Genomic DNA, 20,951 nt, shown 5'->3' with positions numbered 1-20,951 from the left:
TCCATTTTAGAGAGTGTCGTCGTAAGCGTAACGTAGCGGAGTCGAAGGATCCGCGGTTCGAGATGATGGCTGAGGTCAACAAACCCCAGATCCAGAGCAAATTCCGTTGCGCTGCGGTGGTGGACTAATGTCCTGCCGACATCGAATACGGCCGCGATGATGCACCCGTTGCCCACATGCGGTTCGGCTTCGGCCCCATCACGAAGCGCAGTTCGCCTCCATTCATGATCTCGCTATGCTGCAGATAGCTGCGGTCGAGCTTTGCTCCATTCAGAGTTACGCCCTCCACATAGTGATTCGCCGCGCTCATGTTCTCCGAAACAACGCGAAATGTCTTCCCGTTTGGAAGCTGTATTGTTGCACGATTCACAAACGGGCGTCCGAACACATACTCATTCGAGGCCGGGGCTACCGGATAGAACCCCATTGACGTAAAGATGAGCCATGCGGACATCTGCCCCAGGTCGTCGTTTCCTACCAGTCCATCCACAGTGGGCCTGTACTGGCTCTCTACAATCTGCTGTAGACGCTCCTGAGTACGCCACGGCTGGCCTGCATAGGCATACAGATAAGCAAGGTGGTGGCTGGGCTCGTTGCCGTGAATATATTGCCCGATCATTCCGGCAATATCTTCAACGTCGGCATATTGCTTTGGATCGACCTTCGCATCGAACATCGCATCCAGCTTCGCGATCAGTTGATGGTCGCCGCCGAGCAGACGAATCAGCCCTGCTTCATCCTGCGGCTGATACCACGAGTACTGCCATGCGTTTCCTTCCGTAAATCCGCTGTCCGCCCCCGCGCGCGCCGGATCAAACGGTTCACGCCATCTCCCATCGGCATAGCGCGGCTGGACAAAGCCGTTCTGCCGATTGAATACGTTCTTCCAACTCTCCGCACGTTTTGCAAACGTCGATGCAATATCCTTATGCCCCATGGCCGCAGCCATTTTTGAGATCGTCCAGTCGTCGAAGGCATACTCCATCGTCTTCGAAGCCGCCTCACCGTCATGGTCGATGGGGACATACCCGAGCTTCATGTACGCATCCAGATGCCCATACGGTCCGTAGGTAGCGCTGGCCACCATCGCCTTCAACGCCTCTTCCGCATCGAATCCGCGAATGCCCTTCATGTACGCATCGGCAATCTCAGGTACGGCATGGTATCCGATCATGCACCACGTCTCGATTCCCTGGAACTGCCACACGGGAAGAATGCCAAACGGACTCTCCTGTTGCGACGCTACCAGCGACCGAACGACATCGGCAGTTCGGCTCTCCGGCTCAATCAGCGTCATCAGCGGTTGTTCGGCGCGGTACGTGTCCCATAACGAAAAGGTCGAGACAAAATGAAAGCCTTCGGCTTTATGGACCTGGTTATCCGGCCCCCGATAGCTGCCGTCCACATCCATCGCTGTTCCGGGCGCCAGCAGCGAGTGGTAGAGCGCGGTATAGAGATTCTTGCGCATCGCGGGATCTGCATCGATATCGAGGACCGATAGCTCCTTTTCCCACTGTGCACGCGCGGCACGCCGCACCTGGTCGAAGTCGAATCCTGGCACTTCGGCATCCATATTCGCGATTGCGTTCTCTTCACTCGTGGGAGAGAGGGCAACCTTCACCATCAGCGGTGCGGACGTAGGTGTGAAATCGAAGACAGCAACCAGGCCGCGTCCTTCGATCGCCTGCCTATTCTCCGGACTCGTGCCCGGCGTTGCGAAACCGCGATACGCCACGGCAGGTTCCCGATCGTACAGATGATGCTCCACAACCGGCCGCGAAAACCGCATTGCAAAGTAGAGTTGACGCCCGGGCGCCCACCCCCTGGTCTCGCGCATTCCCGTAATCGTGCCGTCCGGGCGAATGCGAATGCGTGACCACAGCACCTTGCCATCGTAGTTATAGATGGACGAACGAAGGTCCATCAGAATGTGCTGTGGTTTATCGGCAGGAAAGTGATAACGATGAACACCGACACGCGCCGTCGCTGTCAGCTCTGCGCGTACCTTGTAGTCGTCAAGAGTAACTGCATAGTAGCCAGGTGCTGCCTCTTCCGTCTTATGGCTGAACCGCGAGCGATAGCCAGACCCAGGATGTTCGATATCTCCCGGCTCCGTCCGAACCTCACCCGAGATCGGCTGGAGCAGTACGTCCCCAAGATCCGAGTGGCCAGCCCCGGAAAAATGAGTGTGCGAAAACCCCAGGATCGTCGTGTCCTCGTATCGATAGCCCGCTGCCCACTTGTAACTCTCTTTGAAATATCGAATCTGCGTATCGGGACTGAGCTGCACCATCCCAAACGGAACCGTCGCTCCCGGAAAAGTATGCCCTTCCGGCCCGGTACCGATAAACGGATCTACCTCCCGATAGGCGCTTGCTGCATTCTGCGTCTGTGCCGTAGCCGGAGAGATTCCGCAGAACACCAGAAGCACCAGAAAGGCCGTGCAGGCACCCGGAAACAAAGCTTCTCGCCGAAAGCACGAACTCAACCAGTTCAATATCATTTCCAAGCCTACCCTCAATCTTTCGACGCATCTTGCGAACAATTCTTTAACAAATCTATCGTGTCTCGAATGGCATCCTTCTGCAGACATTACGGAACCTCTCTTTGCGGTGAATGCCTTCCACGACAGACCTTTCCGTTTCTTGAGAACTCAATTTAACCTCGATATAATCCGCATCAATGTCTCCTCCCCTGTAAAAGCATGGGCTACCCGCACCAGCTTGCTTTCAAAAACCACTCTTTTCCCCGCAGCGATTACTCACATCTCAGGAGATCGGACTTTGATTCACGACCTCATGCAGGCCCTGCCCGACACTGCAGCACAACCCGCCGATGTGTGTATCGTAGGTGCCGGGGCGGCTGGCATCGTCCTCGCAATTGAGCTTGCCCGCCAGGGAAAACACGTCCTTATGGTGGAAGGTGGTGGCCCGCGAATCGAGGAGGAATCGCAGGATCCTTATCGCAGCGAAATTATCGGTCTCCCTCACAACGGGATCCACATCGGTCGTTTCCGAGCCAAAGGTGGAAGCACAACCCGATGGGGTGGCCAGATTCTAGAGCTTGACGATGAGGATTTTATCCATCGAGAGTGGGTTCCGGGAAGCGGATGGCCCATCTCAAAGCAGGAGCTTGCCCCCTATTACTCTCGCGCCATCACTCTCGAAGGGCTGGCACAGGCAAACCTGTCCGATGAAGCAGTATGGCGTGAGATTCATCTGAAATCACCGGCCTTCCCCGATCTTGAATCATTTTTCTCACGGTGGTGCCCGGAACCCGATTTCAGTTACCTTCATCGACGTTTTTTAGAAACCTCCCCTGCCGTCGATCTCTGGCTTCACGCCAATGTCACTGCTTTGGTGCGTGAAGGCTCAAAGATCCTGGGAGTCAAAGCACGAACTCTTTCCGGTGTTGAGGCCACCTTCCGGGCTCATCAATATGTCTTCGCACTGGGCGGAATCGAATCCTGCCGCTTCTTCCTGCAGCCCGAACAGGCAGACAAACCCTGGAACCGCTCCGGCTTGCTCGGACACCACTATCAGGACCACATCATTGCACCCGCAGCTACGCTTGAACCCCGGAATCCATCCGCCTTTCATAACATCTTCGATAACGTCTTCAGCCGCGGCTTCAAATATCAGCCCAAGCTGCGCCTTTCTCCCCGCATTCAGAAGCAGCAACGAAGTCTGAATGTCGCTGCCATGGTCATCTACAAGAGCGACACCGAAGCGATTGCGGCTCAGCTCAAAATGACCGTCCGCAAGCTCCTCGGCGGCAAGTGGAAACAAGCGAGCTCTTCGGAGATCTTCGCTCTCTTACGTCATTCGCCGCTCCTCGCCCGCCAGATCTATCGCTACAGCGTGAAGCACCGCGCCTATGTTGCTCCAGGTTGCCGTATCGAACTAGGCGTTCACACGGAACAAGACCCGCTCTCTAAAAGCACCATTACGCTGTCCGAAAACCGGGACTCCCTGGGAATGCTGCGCACCCGCCTCGACTGGCATGTCTCCGACAACGAGATCGATGCGATCCGCACATACGTCAAGGTGGCGCAACGTTCGCTCGCATCCGTCGCCAGGGTTGTGCCTCATCCCGACCTCGACGACTACGATCGCTTCCGTCCACTCTGTGGCGACAACTACCATCACATGGGAGGCATGCGGCTCTCCTCCTCGCCTTCCGACGGCGTCGTCGATCTCAACCTGAGGCTCCACGGAATGGACAATGGTTATGTTTGCAGCGCTGCCGTCTATCCCAACTCCGGCTTCTCCAACCCGACGCACACGCTTCTCGCCCTGGCCGTCCGCCTTGCAGATCATCTGAGCGCCATCTAAGCAGAGAAAAAATGACAACGGAGAACCTGAACATGCAGACCACTCTTCTGGGTCCCACGGGGCGGACGACCTCTCGCCTCGGCTTCGGCTGCTCTACCTTGATGGGTTCGATCGGCCGTCGTGCATCCCTTGCCGTTCTCGAACATGCCTATGACGCTGGAATTCGCCACTTTGACGTGGCTCCCATGTATGGCTACGGAGAAGCGGAAGGCTGCGTGGGTGAGTTTCTGGCTCGCCACCGTACCGATACCACCGTTACAACCAAGTACGGAATTCCCCCGCCTAAAAACAAATCCTTCTTCCGCCTCGCACGTTCGATAGCAGGGCCCATCATCCGCCAGTTTCCCGCGGCCAAGAAGCGTCTCGCCTCTGCAGCCAAAGTGGCCGTGCAGGCATCGGCCCAACCTGCGGAACGTCGTTCCTTCACCGCCGAAAAGGCTCGGGCGTCGCTCGAGTCCAGCCTCTCAGCACTCCGAACGGACCACGTCGATATCTGGCTTCTGCACGAAGCTACAGCTGACGATCTTACCGATGATTCACTCCTGCGCTTCCTTGAGGAAAGCGTTGCGCAAGGCAAAGTGGGCGCGTTCGGCGTAGGCAGCGACAATCTGCGGATTGATGACCTTCTCGCCCGTCGTCCCGCCTACTGCTCGGTCCTGCAGTATGAGTGGTCCATCTTCGATCCTGTCATCCCTGCTGGTGCACCCTTCCGAATTCATCACCGAGCTTTGAGCGCCCGTTTTCAACGTTTGCGCGAGATGCTGGCGGCTGACCCGGAAAAACTTCGTCTATGGTCTCAAGAGACTGGCATGAATCTCTCAGAAACATCCATCCTCTCAAAATTAATGCTCAAAGCGGCGCTGGTCATGAATCCCCAAAGCGTCATTCTCTTCTCATCCAAACAGGCACCCCGCATCCGTACCAATGCCTCTGTAAGCGATGACGCTTCCCTCGAATCTCCCGCCCGACGCCTCTACGAGCTGGTGCATAGCGACAATGCGGCACTCTGAGCAGGGCTAAAAGAGCTGAACGTACGACAGAAAAATGTTCACCGCACTGGATTCTGACTAAGCGCCGCCGCGCTCAAGCTCCCTCGTCTTCAGCACAATCATGTACTCATAGAACGATTGCAGCGTGGCATAGGCCACCCCAGCGGCTCCATCCAGAACCGCCCCGCGATAAAACATCATGTAAACCCACTTGATCAGCGGCCTTCCCGGCAGCCGGTAGAACAGCGCCTTCTGATGCAGCCTGCGTGTGTGAAAATCCGGATCGCGCAGCGCCGTCTTCCATGATGGATTCCGCAGCCCCTGCTGCCTGTAGATCAGCTCTGCCTCCATCGTCGAATACGTGTTGTGCTTGGCGACCCAGTGAGCGATTCCCTTCGAGAACGGATAATGGTCCAGCGGATATCCCAGATCCATGATCTGCCCATCCACCTCCAACACCTCGTTGATCGCCCGTGTATACCGCGCCCGTTCCGGCCGCACCAGCTTTATATAAAACGGTGAGATCTGCGCGTGCTTCAACCACGTCCCGAAGAGAAAATCCCGCCGCCGCAGACGAAACCCGGAGACATCCTCACCCGCACCCAGCACCACCTGCTGCATCTCGCGCGAGAGTTCCGGCGTAGGCCGTTCGTCCGCATCCAATAGAAACAGCCAGGGATATTTGAACTTCACCTCGGTCATCGCCGCATTCCGGTGCGTCGCGTAGTTGTCGAATACCCGCTGCGTCACCGTCGCGCCCGCAGCCTTCGCAATCGCTACCGTGTCATCCGTCGAGTACGAGTCGAACACATGCACATCATCCGACCACGCCACCGACTTCAGGCATTCCGGCAGGTCGCGCTGCTCATTTTTCGTAAGAATGAGGACCGAGATCATCTTCCTGTATTAGACCATCCTGTCATCACTCTTCTCACCTCTCGCAACTCCCCCAAAAGTCACAATTTCTTCCAGCGCAAAACCCATCCTCTCCATCTACACTCCTCATATGTGCGGAATCGTTGGATATATTGGTCCGAAGCCTGTTGTTCCTGTCATCATCGAAGGCCTGCGTCGCCTCGAATACCGCGGTTACGACTCCGCAGGCATCGCCGTCGCCGGCAACTCCGCCGGACTTGAGCTTCGCCGGGCGCCCGGTAAGCTGCGCAACCTTGAGACCGTCATCGCCGACAATCCCCTGCACGGCTCCTTCGGGATCGGCCACACCCGCTGGGCCACCCACGGCCGCCCCACCGAGGAGAACGCCCACCCGCACCGCGACTGCACCGGCTCGCTCGTCGTCGTTCACAACGGCATCGTCGAAAACTACCTCGCCCTCAAAAAAGATCTCACCGCCAAGGGCCACAAATTCGTCACCGAGACCGACACCGAGATCATCGCCCACCTCATCGAGCAGGAGCTCAAGGAAATGGGAGAGCTGTCTCAGGACAGCCACGCCAAAGGCTCATCGCCCGTACGGCAAGTACCACTTGAAGAAGCCGTGCGCGAGGCCGTCAAGCACCTCACCGGAGCCTTCGCCATCGGCGTCATGTCCGCCAACGACCCCGACAAGCTCGTCGCCGCGCGCATGGGTCCTCCCGCAGTCATCGGCATCGGCGAGGGCGAATTCTTCCTCGCCTCCGACGTCCCGGGAATCCTCCACCACACCCGCAACATCCATTTCCTCGCCGATGGCGAGCTCGCGGTGATCACCCGCCAGGGCGTCACCCTCTCCGACTTCAACGGCCGCCCGCTCCCCCTCAAGGTGCAGCGCATCGCCTGGGACCCCATCCAGGCCGAAAAAGCCGGCTATAAGCACTTCATGCTGAAGGAGATCAACGAGCAGCCCCGCGCCATCCGCGACACCACCCTCGGGCGCATCTCCTTCGACACCGGACAGGTCTTCCTCGACAACCTCGACCTCTCCTCCGAAGACATCCGCAACGCCGCCCAGATCACCATCGCCGCCTGCGGAACCTCCTGGCACGCCGGACTCGCCGGCAAGTTCATGATCGAGCGCCTCGCCCGCCTCCCCGTCGACGTCGACTACGCCAGCGAGTACCGCTACCGCGACCCCATCCCCAACCCGCGCGCCATCGGCCTGCTCATCACCCAGTCCGGCGAGACCGCCGACACCATCGCCGCCCAGAACGAGCTCATCGACAAGGGATCCAAGACCCTCGCCATCTGCAACGTCGTCGGCTCCGCCATCACCCGCCGCGCCAACGGAACCATCACCACCAACGCCGGGCCCGAGATCGGCGTCGCCTCCACCAAGGCCTTCACCTCGCAGCTCACCGCGCTCTTCATCCTCGCGCTCCACCTCGCCCAGACCCGCGGCACCGTCACCCCCGAGCAGTCCCTCCACCTCGCCACCGAGCTCGGCAAGCTCCCCTCCAAGCTCGAATCCCTCCTCTCCCTCGACCGCCCCAACACCACCGGCATGTCCGAAGGCGTAGCCGCCCCCACCGCTACGACCGGCGCACAACCCTCCGGCGTCAGTCCCCGTGGACTAGGCGGACAAGATGAAAGTGTCATCCTGAGCGAGCGAAGCGAGTCGAAGGATCTGCGGTCAATCCTCTCTTCTGCCCAGCCCTTCGACCATCTCTGGCCCGGTCCCGAGCGCCGCAAGCGCCCCCGCATCTCCCTCGACGAGCACTGCCAGCACCTCGCCAAACTCTTCCACGGAGCGCACGACTTCCTCTTCCTCGGCCGCGGTATCCACTACCCCATCGCCCTCGAAGGCGCACTCAAGCTCAAGGAGATCTCCTACATCCACGCCGAAGGCTACCCCGCCGGCGAGATGAAGCACGGCCCCAACGCCCTCATCGACGAGTCGCTCCCCGTCGTCTGCATCGCCACCAAGGACCCCGACGACCCCGCCAGCGTCCTCAAGTACGAAAAGACCCTCTCCAACATCCAGGAGGTCACCGCCCGCAGCGGCCGCGTCATCGCCATCGCCATCCAGGGCGACACCGAAATCCAGCAGCTCGTCGAGCACACCATCTACATCCCGCCCGCCCCCGAGCTACTCCTCCCCATCCTCGAAGTAGTCCCGCTACAACTCCTCGCCTACCACATCGCTGTAAGAAGAGGATGCGATGTAGATCAGCCAAGGAATCTGGCGAAGAGCGTGACGGTGGAGTGAGCGGCAACGATAACGACTCACGGAGCTTCGAAACACCGTAGGTCGCCATTCCACGTAACTGAAATGTTGCCATGTCGCTCTAATAAAATCGGCTCAAGCTTATTGGGCCGCGGGAATTCATCGTACGTACGGCCGTCAAGCAAGCGGCCATTCTTTTTCTTTTGGACGCCTCCCCACTGCTTGAAGAAAAACGGAACGCCGAATTCTCTACATTGATCCCTAATTGAGGCGACCCATTCGCGTCGCACTGGCCGAGCACCATGACCGCTTTCACCTCCGACAATCACCCAATGAATCCCATTTAGGTTCAAAGGACCTAAATCCTCTAACAGAGGCTCAATAGATAGAAAGCGGGTTCCCGCAGCTACTTTCTGGAGATCAGAGACGCGCGGAACACCGTATCTTTTATCCTCAACGCTTACTCCCCACCAAACATTACTAGCAGTGGAAACAAACCTTAGCTTCGTTTCTAAGAGCCTTGCTAATCGTGTAGATCGCTTGGTCAGAACTTGGTAAGTATGCCAGTTCGCTCTAATCATTACTCTTGCAACATCGATGATGTAGCTGTCAGGCACCTCGTCATGGAACAGATCGCTCATTGAATTTACAAAGATCATTTTTGGAGATCGCCATCTCAAAGGATCGTCTAGCTTAGTAGGTACTAGTCTGAGATCAAATCCTTGTTCGTAGGGGTGATCCTTAACGCCACGAAATCTTTCGGCGAATGTTGAGGCGTAGCAATGCTTGCAACCAGGGCTGATCTTAGTGCACCCTCTAACTGGGTTCCATGTTGCATCAGTCCATTCAATCGCGCTTCCTAAGCTCATCGGCTGCCTCCCTTACCGTTTGGGAAAAGTGACTCGTACGTGATCGGCAATAGTGCCCTTGCGTCGCTTGTCGGCAGATGGATTTGTAGTTATCAGTCCAGCCTCTTCCATGGATAGCAAGACCGACTTGTAATTTTTCATGATGTAAGGTGTTCCAACGTTGTGGCGTTCGTAAATCTGTTCTACGGACAATGTTTGCTCTGAAAATGTACTTGAAAGCATCCCTTGTAGATCATCCAGGGGACGATTCAGTTCGAAAAGCATCGTTTGGACAGAAGATGCGGGACAATATCCGAAGGAGGCTACACCTTGGTGATTTTCCGAGCTTTGCTTCGCCATGATCTCTTTCATAATGCGATAGCCACGCGGGTGTTTTGTCGCGAAGACCAGATGATGACTGGTTCGCTTCCCTCGCTCATCTTTGAAACAAAATGGAAGCACGAAATTCGCACCCAACCCTCGTAGTGCTTGTGCCAATGTTTCCACAATTTCCGCTTCTCTTGCTTCGGGCGCCATGCCCGCGAGGCGTTTTCGCAGTTCATCTGCTCGTTCTTTTCCGAATAGAACATTCATATGGTCTTCGACCGCTTCGTTGTGAAGCCCCATATTGATTCGGTTGTAGTTAAAAAAGAAAACGCAATCACAGCCCCAGTTCTTCAAGACAGAATTGATCAATCCCAGTGAAAGGCCCTTGTAGCCCCACGGATCTACAAAAAAGAGCGTAGGAACCAATCGAATCTTTGCTAGCTTGTCAACGATCTTCGCGCCTACTTCTTCTGACATCACGTAAGGCGTGTACTTGAGAGTTCCCACTTTGGGAAGAGCGGCGATCTCCCTATGTAAATTTCCTGAATTTTCTGCGCTGGCATCGTTAAAAAAAGTCACAAGTCGATCGCGCATGTTCGGATCTTCAATTGCGCTTTCGAGCACTAATAAGGGCGTGGACTTCGTACCGTCTTTGTAGCGACCTGGGCCTGCGAAGAGGTCGATGTACGCGATTTTGCCATTTCTGTTCTTTTGAACGGTCGGCAGTATCACTTTCGCCCAAGCCCAAAAATAATCGCGGACGAGAATTGCTTTGACTTTTGATTGCTCGGATGATTCATCGAAAAAGGTTTTGGTCAGGGCGAAGAAAATACGAATCAGCAAGAGATACGTTAGACCATAAACCACTGATAATCAAGCAAATTATGTACGGCCGGCCCACACATCCAATCCCACCCACAATCGGGTGCCCCATTCATGGCGCAGCCTTATCGCGACATGAGTGCGCATTCGAGCGAAGCTCGAACCGTTCTCCCACACACCGGCTAAAATCCACACCATGCCCATAGGCCTCGAGCGCAGACAACAAACAGGCCAGCTCCGCTTGATCACCTTCAGCTGTTACCGCCGTCTTCCCTTCCTCGAAGCCCCGGAACCAAAGAACACCGTGGAACTCGTCATCGAGAAGGCCCGTCAGTCGCACGCGCTTACCATCTACGCCTACGTCCTGATGCCCGAGCACGTCCACCTCCTGACCAGCGAACCGGAAACCCGCACCCTCGCCTCATTCCTAAGAGTCCTCAAAGGAGAGTCCTCCAAACTCCTCAAGGGCTCCCGCGACAAGTTCTGGCAGACGCGGTACTACGACTTCAATACCTTCACCACCGGAAAATTCGTCGAGAAGGTCCAGTACATCCACCGCAACCCCGCAACACGAGGACTCGTCACCGGACCGGAAGACTACCGCTGGAGCAGCTTCAACCACTACGCCAGCGGAGAGCCCACGACCATCCAGAGCGACTCACAATGGCTTGACCGAACACGGTTCGCGCACCGCACGAAGAACCCACTCATGTCGCGATGAAACCGCGCCATGAATGGGCCACCCGGCTATGCCCACTCCTTGCCCAAGCCTTCCAGTCCCGCAGCCGCAAGATCCTGGGGTAGCATCACTGGCTGCAACTCCACCGCGGCATGGAACGTGAGGAACCACGGCTCGGTCAGCGTCGGGATCTTCGACGGATCCGCCAGGTCCACAATCAGAACCGCGCACCGCCGCCCCTGTCGATCCGCCATGAAATACGTGGCCTCCGGCATCAACTGATCGAGAATCTTCTTTATCTTGGCTCCTGCCGAGCCGTCCTTGACCGCCGCGTTGAACGTCTCAACCGGCAACGAAACATGCATCATCATGCGCATGGAAACCTCCTGCATTCAATTGGCGGATCACACAAAGGTGGCCTGTGGGGAGGACGCCAAACCTACGCCCCCACACTCCACCGGTCAAGGAAATTCAAAGGGCGGTGGGACGGGTGGCCCACATCTGACTCACTCGCAAGAATCGGGTGCCCCATATCTCGATGTGGGCATTCGAGCGAAGCTCGAGCCGTAAAAGCCGACGCAGAGCGCGCCACGAACGTTGCATCGCGCTCTGCATCACAAATGGCCACGGCTCTCTCGGCATTTGGGCCAGCTTCGCAGTTGCCTCAAACAGCGGCTACCCTCGAAGCGAAGCACCACTACCTCGAGTTGCCACTGCTCGCCGGGAACAGCGGCTGCAGTCCGTTCGTCTCTCCCCCGAAGACGTGGCTGAGCGTAGCTGGAGCCAGCGATCCTGATCCTGAATGGCACAGGAAGCAACCTCCAGTGTGCTGTTGGTACGTCTCCATCGTCGAGTTGGCGACGTTGGTCGCGCCTGTCTGTCCTGTTGGAGGCGCCGTGCCGGCCGTCGTCCAGGTAGCCCCGATCAGGAAGTAATCGGAGCGGATATCACCCTTCGGCATGAGCGCGTTGACGCTGTTATGAATCGAAATGAGGTTGCTGTTCGCCGCCGCATTGTTGGGTCCCGCACCCCATGCGTAGGTTCTCAAGGAGTCGCTGGGGCTGATCGTATACCCGCTCTGGGCGAGAATGTTCGCCTCCTTTGCCGTCATATGCACGACATTAAACGGGCCGGTCGAATTGGTCGCGGAGAACCGCCAGTTCCCGGCCGTGCTCTGAGGGACCGTTACAGTATTCCCCTTCGTATTGGTATACGAGTACGCAGCATTGGGGGTGTCCCCGAAGTGTTCAAACGTAGCCCAGATCATCTCCGGATGGCCTTGGACGCTGCCCACAATATGCATGCCGAGCATTCCCAGCGTAGCCTTCCTCTGGCCTTTCAGAACCCATTTCTGTGGATTCGACCTGTCGTAAACCGGAATCATGGCCGTCGTTGTGATGTAGTTCTTTTTATTGAGATCGTTGACCTCAATCCAGGAACTCTTCAATTCCACGGTGAGTGCCTGTGCGTCCGTAAAGCTTGGCTTTCCATTCGCGGCTGCATACTTCTGGATTGCGGCAAGGTCTGTCTGCGTTGTCGGAAATTGCGCGGCAGCAATGGCGCCATTTTTCACTCCTGTCAGGAAGTAGGCGTAGACATCGTTCGTCATCGTCGCGTAATAGACCAGGCCGTCTTTCTGCGTCTCCAAAACTCCGGAGCCTCCTGCCTGCCCCTGTTCCACGTCGATGATGTTGCCGCTGGAGTCGACGAACACCGGCTTTCCGTCAACCATGAACTCCCTTGCTGTCAGGATCGTGTCCGTGGGCACGGAATCGCTTCTGAGAGCCCCGACAGACGGCAGAGCGATCGTATTGCCGGCTCTATCCTGAAACGCCAGCTTGTGGTTCGGCGTTATAAACGCCTTGCTCACTTCAACGAGGTTGCCCGAGCTATCAACGACAATCTGCTTTCCTGAATGATCGATCGGTGGTTTCATCACTTCGAACAATTGGCCCGATCTGCCCTCGATGATCGGCAAATCATGGGGACCACCTTTTGCAGCCCGCAGCATCATCGAGTGAAGAAACGAACCCTTGCCGTGCGGCAGAAACGTCCTTTGGCCGTTGCTGTCCGGAGGAGAAACATCATAGAAAGTCGCTGAATCAAAGATGCGTGACCCGCCCGATTCCGATGTCACCCAGAGGAACATTTGTTTTGCCCACGCATAGAAGTTGCATACGCTTCCCTCGGTAAAACCAACGCTATTCGCGGGATTCACGACCCCGTTCACGACAGGTTGCCCCGATTGGAACCACTGGTCGAACGTCGTCGAAGCGACTTGGCAATTAGGAGCCGCATCCTGAGGAATCGTCTGCGCCGGAAGCAAGGTTCCGGCCATCATCAGCGCAATCATGCAAAGGTATTTCATATTTGCTCTCCTGTTCTAAGGCAGAAACACATCTCGCACGGTGTGTCAGGACAAATTTCTTCGTCCTCCTCACCGTGGCCAATCGACTCCTTAACACACGCAGGAACACCTGCAGGGCCCGATAGATACGGGCCCTGAGCAGGTCGTTTTGGCAATGATTGAAGCTGGCGCTCAGCTATTCAGGATTGCTTGCACCGTTAGAGTGGGGTACGCCGAGTACAGATTGCTCTTTTCATTGTGCGCATTAACCCACGCTTCGAAGGCCGGGATATTGTTTTTCACGGGCAACGGTGGGGGATCCGCCACAAAAGAGAGCAGATCGTCGAAGATATCGCCCATCTGATTGACGAAGTCTTCAATGTACTGGTCGAATGTGCCGTCGTACTCGGTCAACACCCACAGAGTCTGCGATTTTCCCAAAAGGAATCCGCTCTCTGGAAGGAAACGGGCAAAGTGGACTGTTCCGACAGCAGTCAGTCCGTCATTGATTGCTTTGGAGTGTTGCGGGTCGGCCAGATATGCAACAATCTCCAGGTTTTTTCCCTGGGCGATGGTCAACCTCAAATTGAGAGGACTCTGAACTTGGTTGGCCGAAGCCCGTATGAGAGGAAGGTCTTCTGCATTGCTTGTGTGCAGGGCCTGAGGAACAGTAGCTTTTTCGGACATGACGGATCTCCATTGTGCGTCAGTTTTGAATTGGGCAACGGATGCAGGCGGGAGGAAGGTGGATCGGCAAAGGTATCCGGCTGTAGACTTCCCGGAATTTCGTCTGGTTATGCCGTTATTGTTTGTACCTATCCCACCTTCAAAAGTCCAATCGCGTCTGAATCTGGAGACAACAGTCAGGGCGGAGATGGCCACACACATCCAACCCCACCCATACGAATCTGGAGTCCCCGAGCAGCTTGCTGCCTGGGATGGAAAGCTCGAACCGCCTTTCTCGCACCAGAAATCCAGAAGGGATAGCTCGGAGCCGCACACGGAGCCGCTGGCCCTTCCTGACCAGGACTACCCAGCGGATAACTCTCCCAGCTTCCTTTACCGACTTGCCAGAATCACCCCGGCAAACATAATCAGCGTCCCCACCAGGCCACGCGCCGTCACCGGTTCACGTGGAGAGCCCAGCCAGCCAAAGTGCGACAGCACCAGTCCACCCACAATCTGTCCCGCCAGCATGATCAGCGTCAGCCGGCCTGCTCCAATCCGGGGAATCAGAAACGCAATTCCGAACACCAGGCACGCTCCAAACACGCCCGCCATCAACAACACCGGATGAATCTCCCGCAGCGGCCTGAGCGTTCCCGCCTCCCATCCGCTCAGCCCAATCAGCACCGCCGTCAGCGCGCCCACACACCAGAACAGTGCATTTGCCACCCGCGGGTTATTCAACGTTGCCCCCACTTTACCGTTCATCGCCAGATGAACCGTCAACACAATACCGATCACAACCGTCAGCGCATAAAAGACCAGCTTCATCGCCCTCTTCTCCGTCGAGACAGAATTCTCCAGTTCACTTGCTTTCTATTTGTTGTTAATAACGCAATCAATATTGCGTATAACGCATGCAGTACAACACCTTCGAAAAGAACCTGTCAACGGAAAATTCCTCCCTCATGACTTCCGGGAAATCCTCCCCGATTACCGTGAGCATTCCTTGACACATCTTCCATATACAATCCTGCGCAGGAGGAAGCCATGCGCCTACGCACTGCCACTGCCGTCCTCGTCCTCTCCGGTCTTCTGGCCACCCTGCCCGCGCTTGCCGCGGAAAAGTTGAAAGGCTCCGTACCCCTCAAGGACCTCCAGACAACAGGCATGAAAGATAAGAGCCACAAGCATCAGGCCTACGACCTCTTCTTCGAGACCCAGGGCAAAAGCTACACCTGCCGCACCGACTCCAATAAATCCGTCAACGCTACCGATTTCGTCGTCGGAACCACCCTGCGCTACGAGATCGACGGCGACAAAGCCAGCCTGTGGTCCCCGCAGAACAAAAAGGTCGACTGCAGGATTGTTCGCGTCGAAGCCCTCTCCAACCCGATGTAGCGCGGGAGAACGATTCATCGGATAATCCATCGCAGCACAAATAATCTGCCAGGCGAGGCAGACATCAGGGCTCAGGGCGTGCAGACCCCCTACAAAATCCACCCACAGGAAGGCACTTCCCGGTGTTTTCCCGCACAACGGTGTGAGAGCGCGACAGCTCACTCCTCAGGAGACAGTCATGAGCAGCCCAGTCGATATGAAGTTTGAGATTGTCGTTCTCCCCGTCTCAGACGCGGACCGCGCAAAAGAGTTCTACTCCAGGCTCGGCTGGCGGCTCGACGCCGATTTCGCCTCCGGCGAAGACTACCGCGTTATCCAGTTCACGCCGCCGGGTTCCGGCTGCTCCATCATCTTCGGCAAAAACGTCACTGCGGCAACTCCGGGCACTGTTCAGGGTCTCTACCTCATCGTCTCCGACATCGCCGCCGCCCGTGCGGAGCTGCTCGGGCATGGCGTCGAGATCAGCAAAATCTTCCACAGCGAAGCCAATGTCTACACCGGAACGGACAAACCTTTTCTCTTCGGAAGCAAGCGCGTCATCGGCCCCGATCCTGCCGGCGCCAGTTATCGTTCCTTCGCCTCCTTCAACGATCCCGACGGCAATGGCTGGCTCCTTCAGGAGATCACCAGCCGCCTGCCGGGCCGGCTCGATCCGGCGACGACGACCTTCTCTTCCGCAAGCGATCTCACCGCCGCACTTCGGCGCGCCTCCGAAGCTCACGGGCGCCACGAGGCCCGGATCGGTCAGCCCGACCCCAACTGGCCGGAGTGGTACGCCGAATACATGGTCCGCGAACAGGCCGGCCTTGAGCTGCCAAAATAAAACTGCGGCGATTCGATAGAACGTAACGCGAGAAGGAAGACTCTCGCGGCTGCAGTCAGGCGATCATGCGTTATGCCGGATACCCCGCATCCATCCACGCTTTAAAAAGCGCTACCCGCTCCGCAGGCCAGGCATCGTCCGGAGGCATCGAGCCGTTCGCTACACTCTCATACACACTCTGCGCGTTGTCCGGAACGCACATCCAGGCAGGATCACCCAGATTCACCCCCATACCCTCCATGCACTCGATATCCCCCTCCCGAAAAAGTGGGCGAATATCCGCAGCGAAGCTAAGAGCCATAGCGGACCTCCTCGTTGGTCTTCAATGAACAGTTCAAGCAGCGTTACTTTTACGAATCTCTTCGTCGACCATGCTACGCCTTGCCGACGATCCGACGGAACTCCCGATCTGCGCAAAAGATTCCGGGAGGTGTGACTTCTTTCCGAGCGCGGGACTCTCATGAGTGCGCGACTTCGCCGGCCGTCGAAACCGACACTCGAAGCCCTGCGCTATCTCCCCAAGGAGTCCGTTCGATGAAACGATTTGTCCGCCCACTGATTCTCTCCGTCGCCGCACTGGGAATCGGCACCATCTCCTCATCCGCCCAGTTCACATCGCTCTCTGCCTTTTCGCAACAGGCCAGAGGACGAGGTGCTGTCTTCGTCATGACCAACGACGCGAAAAAGAATGAGATCGTCGCCTACGATCGCGCCGCCAACGGCTACCTCACCGAAGCCGGGCGTTACGATACGGAAGGCCGCGGCAGCGGTGGTGTCACCGATCCGCTGGAAGCTCAGGGAGCTCTCACTCTCAGCCAGGACCACTCCATCCTCTTTGCGGCCAATGCAGGCAGCGGAACTGTTTCGGTGTTCAGCGTACGTCGTTCGAACCTTGTCTTCGTCAGCAAGACTCCCTCAAGGGGAAGCCAGCCGGTGGCAGTCGCGCAGTTCGGCAATCTCGTCTATGTCCTCAACTCGGGAGGAGCTGGTAACGTCGCTGGATTTCGGCTCGATCTGGGGGCGCAGCTTCGGCCCATCAAGAACAGCACCGCTTTTCTTACCGCAAACGTTACTGGAGGAGCCTCCATCGCGTTCAGCCCGGACGGACGCTTCCTGCTGGTCACCGAGCGCCTTGCGGACAATATCGACGCCTTCCGGGTAAATCCGGACGGAACGTTGGGCCCCATTGTTGTCAATGCAAAGCCGGCTCCCGGCACGTTCTCGGTCACCTTCGCTCCTAATGGAAAGGCAATTGTCTCGGAGACCGGTCCTGCGGGAGCGGACAACGCGTCTGCCATCTCTTCTTACAGCGTCGGCCCTGACGGCAAGCTCACAGCGGTCAGTCAAAGCGTCCCTGCACTGGCCAATGCCAACTGCTGGAATGCGATTACGCCGGACGGTAAGTACGTCTATACCTCCAACGCCGGAAGCGATTCCATCTCAGGTTTTGCGATTGGCAAGGACGGCACTCTTACTCCGCTCGGATCGACCGTTGTCGGAAACAACCCTGCCGGAAGCACCAACCTGGACATCGCTGTGAGCGCGGACGGCAAGTACGTCTACACTCTCAACTCCAATGCGGGAAATATCGGGATGTTCCGGATTGAAGACAACGGGACGCTAACCCATCTTGGCGAGGCAGGCGATCTCCCCAAATCAGCAGGCTTCAACGGCATCGCAGCAATATGATCGTTGCCCGGAAAGAAGGTCTCCTCTTTCCGGGCTTCAGTGTCAGGTATATCTGCCTGTATCTAAGATCCGACTGCGGCCGACCCGAAGATGCAGGATGGCAGTTGCAGATATTGCAATCGATTCGGAAATGCAATTCTTCCAGTCCTTCCGAGCATGTCATCCTTCGACTGCCATCTTCAATCTGCATCCGTGGATTTGACGACCCGAAAACACCATTCGCAAAGAAGGTCCGGCTCAATCCAGCCGGACCTTCTCTATCGTGTTGCAAACAGTCCGCTATCGGGTTGCCGCAACACTCACCAGGTCGATAACGTCGGCGATGATGCGAGTCGTTGGATCGTAAGACACCACATTACCTTCGTAGTAACCGTATTGATATCCCGGTGGCGGAGGCGGCACATTCTGCCAATAGGCCTGCGGCACCGGACGGACAGCGTACCCTCGGGGAATCATCTCACCGCGTACGAAGTGAGGTCGATGTTTTCCTCTCCAGCGCTGCACGTCCTGCCGGTAATGAGAGTAGAAATGTTCGCGATCTTCCTGCCGGAAGCGCCAGTCGTCAAACTTCTTCGCCTGGCCCGGCGGAACGTGGCCATACCCATTTTTCTTTGCCTGGCCCGGCGGTATCCCGCCGTGTCCCGGCGGCGCATTATGAGGATCATGTCCTGGCGGCCCCTGCGCCACGCTCATTCCCGTTGCCGAAAATAAAAGAATGCCTGCAATCGCAATCGATGGCAGGCATCCGCATGGTTGCACCGCTTTTATAGTCTTTCGTATGTGGCCCAACATCAATCCTCCGGTATGTCTCTCTCTGATCAGAGTAAGACACCGAACGGCGAGTTGCTTCGCTCAGACCGCAAGTCGCGATGATCCGCGCTTCCGGTTCAGGAGATATAGGCCGATTCCCATCGCGATCAGGGTTACAAGAGCAGCAAGCGACAGTATCCGCAGGACCGCCACCGTGTACTTGCCCGAAGAGGGCACATAGTTGCAGCAGTACAGCAGAAAGAGATCCTTGGCGGAGGCGATCTTCAGGTGTGAGGCATTCACCAGGGCCAGTCGCACATCCCGCGTTGGATACTCGATTCCCGCAAGATACTCCGACATTCTTCCATCCGGAGTGGCAAACATGATGACGCTCGAATGCGCGAACTGATCCATCTTGCCGTCCGGACCCGGAACCCGAACATAGTGAAATCCCGTCGCCTGGCTGATTGCATCGATCGAGGCCTGCTGCCCAGTCAGGAAGTGGACGCTGTCTCCCACGTTCGGCTGCCCCAACTCATCGAGAAACGTCTTCTTCGCCTCGGCTGCGTCCTTCGGGGTATCCATCGGGTCGATGCTGAAGATGACGATGTCATAGTCCTTGCCGGGGGTAAATCCCACACCGCGAAGCGACTGCGCCATCCCGTGCAGAACCTGTGGACACAGCATCGAACAGTGGAAGTAGACCAGCGCCATCGCAACCGGACGATGGTGGAAGTATTCTGCCAGCTTGACCTGGTGGCCAGCATCGTCGGTATAAGTCGCGTCGAGCGGTAGCGGCTGATTCAGCCGCTCCACCAACCCGGCATCCTTCAGGTACTTCGGAGGCACCTGAGCCGCACTCCCCATGGGGTGATCCCCCATCTGTTGCGCCGTCAAACCAGACCCACCGAAGAAAAGACCAAGCAAGGCCAGAACACCCAAATGACGCAATCTCATTCCAGGACCCTCTGTCTCTATGCTACGCCTTGGGCAGAGAGCCGCGAAATGTACGTCCGGCCGTCACTTTACCCGATGACAGCTTGAACTTCCTTTCAGGCCGGGAAAATCGGAGGCAAAGGTCGTGCCGCGGCTGCCCGCATCCCACCATGTGTACTGCGCGGAGGCGTACTTCGCCCCCGATCCCGAGGGCACCGTCACGAAGATCATCGAGTTTTCTTTAACCGGGACTACAGCCAGATGGTTCCCCGCGCCGTTCAGATACTCAACTGCAAACACACCCGAAGGAAGCCCCATCGCCGTGGCCTGCGCATCGCACTGAAACTGTACCGTCATCCGTTTTACCGGCTCATTGCCCTTCAGGTGGATGGTCAAATCGGTAGCTGCTGCCGAGGCGGAACACAATGCAGCTATCCCAAAAGCGGTTACCTGGTTCATTCTGCGTCTCATATCTCAACCTCTGGATAGATTTTTAGCGGCGCGTTCCCCTGATCAGCAATCTAACAGGACGAGATCAAGCCATGGAACACGACCTGCAACAGACGATCGCCCTTCTGGACCGAGCACCAGGCTCTTTCAACGCTCAGCTTCGCGGACTCCCAGTAGCCTTGATCCATCGCAATGAAGGAGACGGCACCTGGACGCCCTTCGAAGTGATCGGCCATCTGGCCTATTGCGAACGCACCGACTGGATGAACCGGGCACGGCAGATTCTTTCGGCGAAAGGCGGTTCGGAGATCCCTTTGTTCCGCCCGGTCGACCGCGAGGGACAACGACGCGAGAGCCAGGGTAAGTCCCTCGATCAGCTTCTCGACGACTTTTCCTATCTGCGCGCTCAGAATCTCGCCGAACTGCAGTCGTTTGGTCTCACCCCAACGGATCTGTCCCTCCAGGGACGCCACCCGGCCTTCGGCCCGGTCACACTCTCGCAACTTCTGGCTACCTGGGCTACCCACGACCTCACCCATATGCACCAGCTTTCGCGCATCCTCGCCCACTCCTATCGCCAGGCAGTCGGTCCGTGGAGTACCTACCTCGGCGTCCTTCAATGCGAAGGACACAGCACACCGGCCTGATAATAGAATCAGCAACTTGCGCCTGGTACCGGCCGCAAGTTGTCAGCCCTCCAAGCTGGACCTTCCAGTCATGGATTCTTTGCTATAATGAACTACCAGCGTCTTCAGGATGAGTTTACGTCCTGCAAGCGCCCGAATTT

The 20,951-nt window shown here is 56.9% G+C and carries 20 protein-coding genes; 8 read left to right on the top strand and 12 right to left on the bottom strand.

From position 1 onward, the window contains the following. Window positions 1–124: 124 nt before the first annotated feature. Window positions 125–2,461, bottom strand: coding sequence for a GH92 family glycosyl hydrolase (locus GWR55_RS17695; RefSeq protein ID WP_238398505.1), 2,337 nt, complete (start codon window positions 2,459–2,461; stop codon window positions 125–127). Window positions 2,462–2,783: 322 nt separating this feature from the next. Between GWR55_RS17695 and GWR55_RS17690 the strand changes: the two genes are divergently transcribed. Both GWR55_RS17690 and GWR55_RS17685 read left to right on the top strand, forming a co-directional pair. Continuing rightward, a complete protein-coding gene (locus GWR55_RS17690; RefSeq protein WP_238398504.1) occupies window positions 2,784–4,334 on the top strand; it encodes a GMC family oxidoreductase in 1,551 nt (516 codons plus the stop codon). 32 nt (window positions 4,335–4,366) lie between these two features. Beyond that, window positions 4,367–5,344, top strand: coding sequence for an aldo/keto reductase (locus tag GWR55_RS17685; RefSeq protein ID WP_162403435.1), 978 nt, complete (start codon window positions 4,367–4,369; stop codon window positions 5,342–5,344). A 57-nt stretch (window positions 5,345–5,401) separates the two neighbouring features. Here GWR55_RS17685 and GWR55_RS17680 read toward each other — a convergent pair whose 3' ends face one another. Then, window positions 5,402–6,220, bottom strand: coding sequence for a glycosyltransferase family 2 protein (locus tag GWR55_RS17680; protein ID WP_162403434.1), 819 nt, complete (start codon window positions 6,218–6,220; stop codon window positions 5,402–5,404). A 109-nt stretch (window positions 6,221–6,329) separates the two neighbouring features. Between GWR55_RS17680 and glmS the strand changes: the two genes are divergently transcribed. Beyond that, window positions 6,330–8,468, top strand: a complete 2,139-nt coding sequence (gene glmS, locus GWR55_RS17675; RefSeq protein ID WP_238398503.1) for a glutamine--fructose-6-phosphate transaminase (isomerizing) — start codon at window positions 6,330–6,332, stop codon at window positions 8,466–8,468. 17 nt (window positions 8,469–8,485) lie between these two features. On the opposite strand, the gene GWR55_RS17665 is transcribed toward glmS, so the two are convergent. Further along, entirely contained in the window at window positions 8,486–9,295 is an 810-nt protein-coding gene (locus GWR55_RS17665; protein WP_162403433.1) for a DUF5131 family protein, read from the bottom strand. Window positions 9,296–9,307: 12 nt separating this feature from the next. Beyond that, window positions 9,308–10,444, bottom strand: coding sequence for a three-Cys-motif partner protein TcmP (locus GWR55_RS17660; protein WP_202925537.1), 1,137 nt, complete (start codon window positions 10,442–10,444; stop codon window positions 9,308–9,310). 175 nt (window positions 10,445–10,619) lie between these two features. Here GWR55_RS17660 and GWR55_RS17655 point away from each other — a divergent pair, with 175 nt between their 5' ends. Then, on the top strand, window positions 10,620–11,144 hold the full coding sequence (locus GWR55_RS17655) for a transposase (RefSeq protein ID WP_162403432.1): 525 nt from the start codon (window positions 10,620–10,622) through the stop codon (window positions 11,142–11,144). Between the two features lie 26 nt (window positions 11,145–11,170). On the opposite strand, the gene GWR55_RS17650 is transcribed toward GWR55_RS17655, so the two are convergent. From GWR55_RS17650 to GWR55_RS17635, 4 genes are all read right to left on the bottom strand, one after another. Continuing rightward, window positions 11,171–11,479, bottom strand: a complete 309-nt coding sequence (locus GWR55_RS17650; protein ID WP_162403431.1) for a panthothenate synthetase — start codon at window positions 11,477–11,479, stop codon at window positions 11,171–11,173. 320 nt (window positions 11,480–11,799) lie between these two features. Next, window positions 11,800–13,470 carry a hypothetical protein gene (locus GWR55_RS17645; protein ID WP_162403430.1) on the bottom strand — a complete coding sequence of 557 codons (1,671 nt, stop codon included), beginning with the start codon at window positions 13,468–13,470 and terminating at the stop codon, window positions 11,800–11,802. A gap of 171 nt (window positions 13,471–13,641) precedes the next feature. After that, window positions 13,642–14,136 carry a hypothetical protein gene (locus GWR55_RS17640; protein WP_162403429.1) on the bottom strand — a complete coding sequence of 165 codons (495 nt, stop codon included), beginning with the start codon at window positions 14,134–14,136 and terminating at the stop codon, window positions 13,642–13,644. Window positions 14,137–14,508: 372 nt separating this feature from the next. After that, the gene (locus tag GWR55_RS17635; protein WP_162403428.1) at window positions 14,509–14,946 is read right to left on the bottom strand and encodes a DMT family transporter; all 438 of its coding nucleotides are present in this window, start codon (window positions 14,944–14,946) and stop codon (window positions 14,509–14,511) included. Between the two features lie 219 nt (window positions 14,947–15,165). Here GWR55_RS17635 and GWR55_RS17630 point away from each other — a divergent pair, with 219 nt between their 5' ends. Further along, window positions 15,166–15,516, top strand: a complete 351-nt coding sequence (locus tag GWR55_RS17630) for a hypothetical protein (protein ID WP_162403427.1) — start codon at window positions 15,166–15,168, stop codon at window positions 15,514–15,516. 178 nt (window positions 15,517–15,694) lie between these two features. Beyond that, complete coding sequence (locus GWR55_RS17625; protein WP_162403426.1) at window positions 15,695–16,339, top strand: VOC family protein; 645 nt, start codon at window positions 15,695–15,697, stop codon at window positions 16,337–16,339. Window positions 16,340–16,409: 70 nt separating this feature from the next. Here GWR55_RS17625 and GWR55_RS17620 read toward each other — a convergent pair whose 3' ends face one another. After that, on the bottom strand, window positions 16,410–16,640 hold the full coding sequence (locus GWR55_RS17620; RefSeq protein WP_162403425.1) for a hypothetical protein: 231 nt from the start codon (window positions 16,638–16,640) through the stop codon (window positions 16,410–16,412). A gap of 233 nt (window positions 16,641–16,873) precedes the next feature. Here GWR55_RS17620 and GWR55_RS17615 point away from each other — a divergent pair, with 233 nt between their 5' ends. After that, the gene (locus tag GWR55_RS17615; protein WP_238398502.1) at window positions 16,874–18,028 is read left to right on the top strand and encodes a beta-propeller fold lactonase family protein; all 1,155 of its coding nucleotides are present in this window, start codon (window positions 16,874–16,876) and stop codon (window positions 18,026–18,028) included. A 279-nt stretch (window positions 18,029–18,307) separates the two neighbouring features. Here the strand turns inward: GWR55_RS17615 and GWR55_RS17610 are convergent, their stop codons facing one another. The 3 genes from GWR55_RS17610 to GWR55_RS17600 form a co-directional block, all read right to left on the bottom strand. Then, window positions 18,308–18,787 (bottom strand): hypothetical protein, encoded by a 480-nt coding sequence (locus GWR55_RS17610; RefSeq protein ID WP_162403424.1) that lies wholly within the window; start codon window positions 18,785–18,787, stop codon window positions 18,308–18,310. Between the two features lie 93 nt (window positions 18,788–18,880). Beyond that, on the bottom strand, window positions 18,881–19,735 hold the full coding sequence (locus GWR55_RS17605) for an SCO family protein (protein WP_162403423.1): 855 nt from the start codon (window positions 19,733–19,735) through the stop codon (window positions 18,881–18,883). Between the two features lie 63 nt (window positions 19,736–19,798). After that, a complete protein-coding gene (locus GWR55_RS17600) occupies window positions 19,799–20,173 on the bottom strand; it encodes an MliC family protein (RefSeq protein WP_162403422.1) in 375 nt (124 codons plus the stop codon). 83 nt (window positions 20,174–20,256) lie between these two features. On the opposite strand from GWR55_RS17600, the gene GWR55_RS17595 reads away from it, so the two are divergent. Continuing rightward, the gene (locus GWR55_RS17595) at window positions 20,257–20,811 is read left to right on the top strand and encodes a DinB family protein (protein ID WP_162403421.1); all 555 of its coding nucleotides are present in this window, start codon (window positions 20,257–20,259) and stop codon (window positions 20,809–20,811) included. Window positions 20,812–20,951 lie beyond the last annotated feature (140 nt).

Origin of the sequence: Edaphobacter sp. 12200R-103 (assembly GCF_010093025.1) — a bacterium.
In the GTDB taxonomy this organism is placed as follows: domain Bacteria; phylum Acidobacteriota; class Terriglobia; order Terriglobales; family Acidobacteriaceae; genus Edaphobacter.
The sequence above is the reverse complement of the archived record's forward strand: the minus strand, read 5'-3'. Positions and strand labels throughout refer to the sequence as shown.